Here is a 9719-nt window from a genome sequence, read left to right as displayed (position 1 = left end):
GATGCCCAGAAGCGCGAGATGAACCAATTCTTCTGAAATGAGTTACACACCGACTACTGGATGCGAGCCATGTCCCCATGGGACGTGGACGCGACATGGAATATTCGCCCGGATCATAGCTGGCTCGGCGCATTCTCTGCGTGGCCGATCATGACGGCGAAAGGACTTTACAGGACCGAATCCTCAGCCAGGGTAGCCGAGTGGGTAAAAAACCTGTCCAGGGCGGGAAACCAGGGGCCGATCGGGCAGGCACATTTTGGGGAATCGGCATTTCCGCTTGAGCAGGGAGCGGCATACAAGTGTCCGACCGATGCACCCTATCTGAACGACTGGTGCTGCATCGCCGGCGGCACCTTCACCGATCTGGTCATCGATACGATCTTCGGCGCGGAACTCACGTTGTTCGATGGTATCGCCGTGCAATCCCATCTGTCTGATTTCGATGCGAAGGCAACGCTCCGCAATGTTCGTCACCAAGGCAGGAAGTACGTGATTCGCGCCAACAGTGCGGTCTTAAGCTAAGAAGTAGCAATCCTGGCGGCATCGAGACCACCACACCATCGACCGCAACGGTGTACGTCATTGCGTTGTGCAAGGCCATCGCCACGTACACCGCTCCACTCCACCTGGCGTATCTTCCTATCAGCGCATGCAAGAAACAGGGGCGGGAATCGGCCGTGGAGCATTGGCCGCGTCATCGCCTCGACAGTGACCCCTCCACCCTTCGACCCCCTTGACAGGAAGACTTCTCCGTCCTATATTTATGACTGTTAGTCATTATTGAGGTTAAGTCATATATGGCTGATAGCCTAAAAACAAACGGTGCGAATCAGGACCGGCCCAGGGCGAAAGCCCTTCCGCCTCCGAATAACGCCGGCCGCCGCGAGCGCCGGGCGGCGGAAACGCGCCTTCGGCTCTTCCGCTGCGCCCTCCAGTTGTTCAGCGAGCGCGGTTTTCCGAACGTCACTGTCGAGGACATCACCGAGGCTGCCGACGTCGGCAAAGGGACCTTCTTCAACTATTTCGAGAGCAAGGACCACGTCCTCGGCGTGCTCGCCGAGATTCAACTCGGCAAAGTCCAGGAGGCGGTCGAGGAAGTGGAGTCGGGCAAACGCCCGGTTGAATCGGTGCTGCGCCAGCTGTTCTTGCGCCTTGCCGAAGAGCCGGGCCGGAGCCCGGAGTTGGCGCGGGCACTGGTGTCGGGCTTCGTTTCCAGCAAGCGCAGCACGGAAATCATGGCTGTGAATATGGCCAATGGTCGTGAACTCATCTCCCGCGCCATCGAGATCGGCCAGAAGCGCAGGGAGATTAACCCGGGCCTGCGGAAAGATCGGATAGCGCTGCAGGCACAGCAGACATTTCTCGGCGCGCTGCTCCTCTGGTCGCTGACCGGCGAGCACAAGCTGCAAAACATAGTCGAATCCAGCTTCCAGCTGTTGTGGAAAGCAATCGCCGCACGCGATTGAGTGATCGTCATGAAACGAACTCTTGTTGTACTTACGATGTCGGCGTTGATGTTTCCGGTGTGGAGCGGAACCGCCCTCGCGCAGCAGGTTCCCTATCGTTTGAGTCTGCGGGATGCCATTCAGAAAGGGCTGCAGGCGAACCTCAGCGTGCTGGTCGCCAACACGCGCGTTCAGGAAGCCGAGGGGACGACGGTGCGCCGGATGTCCGCCGCCGTGCTTCCCCGCGTTCATGGCTCGAGTTACGCAAACCTGCAGAACCGGAACCTGCGCGCCTTCGGCATTTCCCTGCCCGGCATGCCAGACGTGGTCGGACCTTTTTCCAACTACGATTTCCGCATTTCCGCCGATCAGAACATCGTCGATCTGCAGAGCTACCGCAACTGGAAGGCGAGCCAGCGCGGACTCGAAGCCAGCAAACTCGATTACCAAAGCGCGCGTGATCTCATCGTGAGCGCAATCGCCAATCTTTATTTGGACGCCGAGTCTGCCGCCGCCCGCGCCGACGCTGCGCAGTCGCGCGTCGATTCGTCCGACGCTCTCTACCGCTTGGCCAGGAGTAAGCACGATGCCGGGACTGCAACTGGGGTCGACGTTCTGCGCTCGCAAGTCCAACTCGCAAACGACAAACAAGCTCTGCTGGTAGCGCGCAACCACTACAAACAGGCGTTACTCGTGCTTGCGCGGAATCTCGGGATGAACCCCGCGACTCCGCTGGAGCTTTCCGAGACGCTCACCTACGAGCCGATGCCGGTGCCCTCGCCGGAAACCGTGGTGCCATCGGCGCTGGTGGCACGCGACGACTACCTGGCGCTGGCGAAGCAGCGGGAACAGCTGATGGAACAGCAACGCGCCAGCCATGCCCGCTATCTTCCCAAGCTGAGCGTATTTGGCAATTACGGTGCGCTCGGGCGCAGCATAGGCAGCGCAACCGGCACCGGCGTCATCCAGGCACAACTCGACTTCGACCTCTTGAACCGTGATCGCAATGGAGAGGCCCAGGAAATTGCCGGCCGCATCCGCCGCGTCGACGACCAGATTGCCGACTTCCGGCGAGGCATCGAGGTCGAGGTGCGCCAGGCGCTGCTGAATCTTGAATCCGCGTCCGAGCAGGTTGCGGTAGCCCAGAGTGGACTCGATCTCGCGCAGCGGGAACTCAAGCTGGCGCAAGACCGCTTCCAGTCCGGAGTCACCAACAACGTCGAGGTCGTTACTGCGCAGGACGAGCTTGCACGGGCACAGGAGAACCACATCCTTGCCGTCTCCAATTATGTGGAGGCGAAGTTCGCGCTGGCACGTGCAGCCGGGGCGACGGAGAAGAATTTCGATCAGTACACGGGTCACTAGGGAATTCGTCAGCCGACCTGCTCGATTGCAGGTCATCTGCGAGGTCACGTTATGAAGCGAAGAATACCAATCGTAATTTTGCTGGCAGCCATAGTCGCAGCCGGGGTGTACTTTTATCCGCGCCTTACGAAGAAGCAAGGCCCCACCAACGAGATTGTTCTGTCTGGGAACATCGAGGCGCACGAGAGCCTTGTCAGCTTCAAAGTACCGGGCCGCGTTGTCGATCTTCCCATTGAAGAGGGACAGTCGGTCGAGTCAGGTGCGCTGCTGGCGAAACTCGAAAACGCCGACTACCTTCAGAAGGTCCGCATTGACGAAGCCAACGTGAAGGTCCGCCAGGCAGATCTTGCCCTCAAGTTGGCTGGAACCCGCCGGCAGGAAATCAGTGCCGCCGAGCAAAACGTGCTCAACGCGCAGGCGGACCTCGAGCAGAAGAAGCTCGACTATGCACGCGCGGATCGGCTCTACAAAGAGGATGCGATTTCTGCGCAGGATCGCGACCTCGCCGCAACCGCCTTGAAGCGCGCCGACGCGACACTCCAGGCTGCCCGGCAAAAGCACAACGAGGCGGCGGAGGGCACCCGCAAGGAAGATATCGCGATCGCGCAAGCGAATCTCAACGCTGCCGATGCCAACCTCGGCATGTCCCGAGTCAATCTCGGTTATACGATCCTGCGCGCACCAACTGCGGGCGTGATTACAGTACGGCAGGCTGAGCTGGGCGAAGTTGTTGTTCCCGGAACGCCCGTCGTCACGCTCGCCGATCTCGATCACATCTGGCTCCGCGCCTATGTCGCAGAAACCGATCTCGGTCGAATTCACTATGGTCAGGACGCCGTCATCACGACCGATACCTATCCGGGAAAGCAATATCACGGGCGCATTTCGTTCATCGCTTCGGACGCCGAGTTCACGCCGAAGAGCGTGCAGACCTACAAAGAGCGCGTCACGCTCGTCTATCGCATCAAGATCGACATCGACAATTCCAATCATGAACTGAAGCCGGGCATGCCGGCCGACGCGCACATCACGCTCGCCGCGAACAACAGCACTGCTCCAGTACAGGGGAAGTAAATGGCCGACCGGGCACAATCCGCGATCCTCGTCGCAGGACTCACCAAGAGTTTCCCTGGCGTGCGTGCCGTCGACCACCTCAATTTCGACGTCGAGCCGGGAGAAATCTTCGGACTCGTCGGCCCCGACGGCGCCGGAAAGACAACCACGCTGAGAATGCTGGCCGGGGTTATGCCCCCGGACGAAGGCAAGGCTACTGTCGCCGGCTGTGATGTCGTCCGCGATCCGGAGGGGGCCAAGCATCACCTCAGCTACATGCCGCAGCGCTTCGGCTTATATGAAGACCTGAACGTCGACGAGAACATTCGCTTCTACGCCGACCTGTTCGGGGTGCGGAAACACGATCGCCAGCAGCGCGCCGCACAGCTTTTGCAGGCTGCCGGGATGAGCGAGTTTCGCGACCGGCTCGCCGGGAAACTCTCGGGCGGCATGAAGCAGAAGTTGGCGCTGGTCTGCGCACTTATCCATCGACCAAAAGTGATTTTGCTGGACGAACCGACCAATGGCGTCGATCCCGTCTCCCGCCGCGATTTCTGGCGCATCCTCTACGAACTGATCTCCGAAGGGGTCGCCGTGCTCACCTCGACAGCCTACCTGGACGAGGCGGAGCGCTGCCATCGCGTCGGGTTGCTCCACCAGGGCAAGTTGTTGTTTTGCGACACGCCGACGAACTTGAAAGCACAGCTTGGAAAAGATGTGCTCTCGATCTTCTCCGCCGAAGCGCGCCGCGTGCGCGACGAGTTGGAGCGGGCGGATGGCATCTCGAGCATGGTGCTGACCGGGGATGCCGTTCACGTTGTCGTCGACAGTGCCGTACGCCGTATCCCGGAATTCGAAAACCGCATGGAGCACGCGCAGGTCCCCTTCGACTCGGTGCAGCAGGTCACGCCCACCATCGAAGACTTGTTCGTAGACGCAGTCTCCGGCGACTCCAGGGGCGAACGCGCATGACGGAAAACCACAGTTCGGTCGTCGTCCAGGACCTGGTGAAGCGCTTCGGCGACTTCGTCGCGGTCGATCGCATCAGCCTGGAAACCCGCAAGGGGGAAATCTTCGGATTCCTTGGACCGAACGGCGCCGGAAAATCGACCACCATCCGAATGCTTTGCGGTTTGCTGAAACCGACGGCAGGAATCGCGAGGGTTGCCGGTTACGACGTCAGCCGCGAACCGGAAGCGGTTCGCCAGAACATCGGTTACATGTCGCAAAAGTTCTCGCTCTACAACGACCTGAAAATCATCGAGAACATCCGGCTTTTCGCGGGCCTTTACAACGTCCCGAAGCAGCAGTTGCGGGAGCGTATCGATTGGGCCCTTGAGATGTCGGACCTGAAAGACAAGCAGGACCTGATCGTCGCCTCTCTCCCGTCCGGATGGAAACAGCGTCTGGCGCTGGGATGCGCGGTGCTGCACAAGCCGTCCATCATCTTCCTCGACGAACCGACGTCGGGCGTCGATCCGATTACCCGGCGGCAGTTCTGGGACGTGATCTACGGGATGGCGCACGAAGGCGTGACGGTCTTCGTAACGACCCACTATATGGAAGAGGCGGAATACTGTAACCGGCTGGCGCTCATCTTCCGCGGCAAGATGGTCGCGCTCGGAACTCCGTCTGAGTTGAAACACAAGTCGATGAAGGGCGAATTGCTGCTGGTCGAATGCGATCCGCTCGGAACCGCTGTGGATGTGCTGCATGCGAACCCGGCAGTCATGGATGCGGCAGTATTCGGTAATGCATTGCACTTGGTGGTTCCAGACGCCGAGCAGGCGATACCCGAGGTGAAGCAACAGCTTGCCGGAAATGGCGTGGCCGTCCATCGCATCGAGAAGATTCGTCCCAGCCTGGAAGACGTCTTTGTGTCGCTGACGACGGAACCGCGCAACGGGAAAGGACGCCCGCAATGAGTCTCACCCGTTTTCTTGCGGTCGCGAAGAAAGAGATCGTGCAGGTGCTGCGCGACTCCCGCAGCCTCATCATCGTGCTGATCATGCCGGTGATTCTCCTGATGCTGTTCGGCTACGGCGTGAACCTCGATCAGAAGCACATCCCCATTTATGTCTACGACCAGGAGGGCAGTCAGAAGAGCCAGGACCTGCTCAAGCATTTCCAGGCCACTCAATACTTCGACGTCGTGCAAGTGGTGAATGGCTATCCGGAACTGAAGCATGCACTGGATGCCGGCGATGCTCGCATGGGAATCGTAATCCCCTGGGATTTTTCGAGCCGCCTGTATGAAGGCCGCCCGGTAATGATCCAGGCACTGGTCGATGCCACCGATGACAATACCGCGAACGTGGCGATCGGCTACGCGCAGGCGGTTGTGCAAGGCTACTCCTCCGCCATCCAACTCGACTGGTTGCGGAGCCAGGGACAGACCGCGCGACCTGCGTCCGTCACGGTCCAGACGCGCACCTGGTACAACGAGGACCTCGAGAGCAGCGCGTTTATCATTCCGGGCGTGCTGGCGCTGGTGATGTCGGTAATCGGCACATTCCTGAGTTCGCTCACCATCGCGCGCGAGTGGGAGCGCGGAACTATGGAGCAGCTCATCTCGACTCCGGTGAGCTCGCTCGAGATCATGCTGGGCAAGTTGGTGCCTTATTTCGCCATCGGCATGTTTGACGTGATTATCTGCGCCCTGCTCGCGATCTACTGGTTCCAGGTGCCGTTTCGCGGATCGTTCATGACCCTCATCGTGAGTTCGGTAATGTTCATGATCGTCGTTCTCTCGATGGGATTTTTCATTTCTGTCATCGCTAAAACTCAGCTTGCAGCCAGTCAGATCGCATTGCTCGCGACCTTTCTGCCGGCGTTTCTGTTGTCCGGTTTCCTGTTTGCGATCGAGCAGATGCCGGTTGTTCTGCAATGGATCACGCGCATTATCCCGGCGCGCTACTACGTCTCCGTGCTAAAGGATATCTTCCTCAAGGGCTCGCCGAGTACGTTGCTCTACGCCGACCTCGTGCCGCTGGCGGTTTTCACCGTGGTATTAGCCGCGCTGGCTACGCGCTCATTCCACAAGAGACTGGGTTAGGAGGGGACCATGTTCGCGCGGCTGAAACAGATGTTGATCAAGGAATTCATACAGGTCTTCCGCGATAAACGAACGCGTTTCGTCCTGATCGTTCCACCGCTCGCGCAGTTGCTGATCTTCGGCTATGCGGCCACCTACGAGATCCGGCATGTACCAACGGCGGTTCTGGATCTCGATCATAGCCAGGAGAGCCGCGAATTGATCTCACGCTTCACATCGAGTCCATATTTCAAAGTGCAACGCCAACTCACGAATCACCGTGAAGTCGAAGACATGATTCAGCGCGGGGAAACGACGGTGGCGCTCGAAATCAATCCCGGTTTCGCCCAACAATTGCGGAGCGGCCAATCCGCTCCGGTCCAGGTGATCGTTGACGCGACCAATTCCAACACCGCGCTGATCGCCTCCGGCTACCTGAACCAGATCCTGCTAGGGTTCGCGAAGCAGTATCAGACAGACCGTATAGGCCGCATCGCGCCGCAAATGCTCGAGCGGATGCCGTCGGTCGAACTCGCACCACGTCCCTGGTACAACCCCGAGTTGCGCAGCCGATGGTTCTTTGTCCCGGGGATCATTGGCAGCCTGACACTGGTGCTGGTTGTCACCTTGACGGCCTTCGCAGTGGTTCGCGAACGCGAGATCGGAACCCTGGAGCAGATTATGGTGACGCCAATCCGGCCGGCTGAATTCATCCTCGGCAAGACATTGCCCTTTTTCCTGATCGGGCTCTTTGATGTCTCATTAATCGGCTTGGTCGGAACGCTATGGTTCCAGGTTCCCTTCCGAGGCCACCTGCTGGTGTTGTTCACCGGAGCCGTGCTGTTCCTGATCTGCATGCTGGGCGTAGGGCTCCTAATCTCCACGATTTCCGCGACCCAGCAGCAGGCAATGGTTACGGCGTTCTTCTTCATCATGCCGGCCATCACCTTTTCGGGCTTTGGCTTCCCCATCAACACGATGCCGCAGTGGCTGCAATATGCGACGTACCTGAGCCCCCTGCGCTACTTCCTGGTTGTGCTGCGCGCCTCCTACCTGAAAGGCGTCGGCTTCGACATACTATGGCCGCAGATGGTGGCCATGCTCGCACTGGGCTTCTTGCTCCTGATCACGGCAACTTTGCGGTTCCATAAGGCGCTGGACTAGTCCCGAGATGAAGCGCCGTGCCCTCTCCTCAAGTTGATCGCAGCGGTGTTGGAAGTGAGCGAGGCATTTGCGCGTTGGCCAATGACCTTTGTGGACGTAGGTTGTTGGCCGAAGCTTTTCGACGATGCCCGACGATCCATCGGATGCTCTGCTACCTGCGTGAGCGGATGTCCCTCAGCGCACCGCGGATCCATTCTTCTATCGCAGCAATGAGCTTTGGTGTCACTCTCGGGTTATCCGGAAGGTGATGGAGTCGCCGGTGTAGCTCTCTCGGGTCAATTAACTTATCGACCAGTAAGGTTCTTACAAAATCTCTATCCTTGTCACGGAAAGCTACTAGTTTACTGACGGCGAGATCATGGGCCTCAACGCACCTTCCTGTAGTATTCCTTGTGTTGTCATTACGGACTTCGATCGCTCGTCCTTGCCAGCCAACCGGTAGGACCGCAGCATCGATCGGTACACCGTGGACATAAAATCCGAATGCCTCATGAAAATGGGACAGCTCTCCAAGGTTGGCGTCGATCGTATCGACCATATCAATTGCTGTCACCGGGGCGATGTTGGCTTCGGCCGACTGTCGCAACGATTCAGGCGCGTGAGGATACTGCCCGAGAATCGCTTGCGAACCAAATACGTAGACCTCGTCATCACCTGAAACGTCGCACGCGGCGCGAATGGCATGTTCTAGTTCAGCCCTGGTTATGAGTGAGTGACAGCTGCTATTACTTCTGCATCCGTTTGACTCCGCACTACTGCATCCCGTTCAAGCTGGGAGAGAAGATTGAGGGCAGGTAATGTTTGGCGCAGTCGAACCGCGTGCTCGCTGTTTTCCAACAGGAATCTTCGAAGGCGGGCCGGAGACATGGTGGAAAGAATACGAACCCATTCCATGAGCTCTCGGCGTTCTTGGGGACCGGCTTCGCGGGCGCGACGCTTGATACGATCCTCCGCGATCGCGATCAATCCCGGGTCTCTCGCGATTTTGGATGCAATTGCGAGAGCCAGTCTGCGGGAGCGTGCATCATGTTCGTCATGTGATATGTTTTCTGCTCGCCGGGACCGTTCTACTAATGCAAGCGGTGGAACACCGCCCAGCAACACTGAGCTGTTGAGCGTTGCCGATGAAGTCCTGTGTAAGGTCTCAAGTTCGCTCCTCGTGAGCCCATGGACCGCAATATGTACATCGTATCTGCGCTCGATATCTGCGAGCCGGTCGTTCAGATAGTCGGTCATAGGGCTTAGTTCTTCGGGCCGTGCAACTAGCTGCAACGTAAGCGTCTCCGTGCTCTCTTCTCCAGGATCAGTCCATGCTGAAATCGGCGGTCGAGGCAACGTCGAGACTAATTCGCGCAGAGCGTTCGTGAGTGCGTCGAATCTGCGAGCTTCGGCACGAAACAGGTTCCGGAGGGTTGCCGAGAGCGGGTACCGCTCGCGTAGTTGCACCAGCTTTCGCGGTCCGGCTCCGATGAATTCAACAACCCCGACGCGCTCAAGGCCGCGGAGAGCCGGGTAGATCGAAGTACGGCCAAGCATCGCACGTTTTGCGAGTTCGCCCGCCGTGAGCGAGGTGTTCCCAAGTGCTAAAACTCGCAACAAACGGACATTGGCCTCAGTACCGAATATCTCGTTCAAGGGCTGCATCAAGCTACTTTGAC

General features: G+C 58.6%; 9 protein-coding genes. 8 read left to right on the top strand and 1 reads right to left on the bottom strand.

Features of this window, described 5'->3' with window-relative positions; all coding sequences use genetic code 11:
* Positions 1-69: 69 nt before the first annotated feature.
* From ROO76_13570 to ROO76_13535, 8 genes are all read left to right on the top strand, one after another.
* The gene (locus tag ROO76_13570; GenBank protein ID MDT8069189.1) at positions 70-522 is read left to right on the top strand and encodes a hypothetical protein; all 453 of its coding nucleotides are present in this window, start codon (positions 70-72) and stop codon (positions 520-522) included.
* Positions 523-797: 275 nt separating this feature from the next.
* Positions 798-1466: a TetR/AcrR family transcriptional regulator gene (locus ROO76_13565; protein MDT8069188.1), complete on the top strand. Its 669-nt coding sequence runs from the start codon at positions 798-800 to the stop codon at positions 1464-1466.
* A gap of 9 nt (positions 1467-1475) precedes the next feature.
* Positions 1476-2810 carry a TolC family protein gene (locus ROO76_13560; GenBank protein ID MDT8069187.1) on the top strand — a complete coding sequence of 445 codons (1335 nt, stop codon included), beginning with the start codon at positions 1476-1478 and terminating at the stop codon, positions 2808-2810.
* A 51-nt stretch (positions 2811-2861) separates the two neighbouring features.
* Positions 2862-3884: an efflux RND transporter periplasmic adaptor subunit gene (locus ROO76_13555; protein ID MDT8069186.1), complete on the top strand. Its 1023-nt coding sequence runs from the start codon at positions 2862-2864 to the stop codon at positions 3882-3884.
* The gene (locus ROO76_13550; GenBank protein MDT8069185.1) at positions 3885-4835 is read left to right on the top strand and encodes an ABC transporter ATP-binding protein; all 951 of its coding nucleotides are present in this window, start codon (positions 3885-3887) and stop codon (positions 4833-4835) included.
* Positions 4832-5788, top strand: a complete 957-nt coding sequence (locus tag ROO76_13545) for an ATP-binding cassette domain-containing protein (GenBank protein MDT8069184.1) — start codon at positions 4832-4834, stop codon at positions 5786-5788. Before ROO76_13550 ends, ROO76_13545 begins: the two co-directional genes overlap by 4 nt.
* On the top strand, positions 5785-6918 hold the full coding sequence (locus ROO76_13540; protein MDT8069183.1) for an ABC transporter permease: 1134 nt from the start codon (positions 5785-5787) through the stop codon (positions 6916-6918). The genes ROO76_13545 and ROO76_13540 overlap by 4 nt, the downstream gene beginning before the upstream one ends.
* Before the next feature lie 9 nt (positions 6919-6927).
* A complete protein-coding gene (locus ROO76_13535; GenBank protein MDT8069182.1) occupies positions 6928-8061 on the top strand; it encodes an ABC transporter permease in 1134 nt (377 codons plus the stop codon).
* 702 nt (positions 8062-8763) lie between these two features.
* Here the strand turns inward: ROO76_13535 and ROO76_13530 are convergent.
* Positions 8764-9719 (bottom strand): hypothetical protein (locus ROO76_13530; protein ID MDT8069181.1); only part of this gene is annotated, 956 nt, incomplete at its 5' end.

This window comes from Terriglobia bacterium, assembly GCA_032252755.1.
In the GTDB taxonomy this organism is placed as follows: domain Bacteria; phylum Acidobacteriota; class Terriglobia; order Terriglobales; family Acidobacteriaceae; genus JAVUPY01.
The sequence above is the reverse complement of the archived record's forward strand: the minus strand, read 5'-3'. Positions and strand labels throughout refer to the sequence as shown.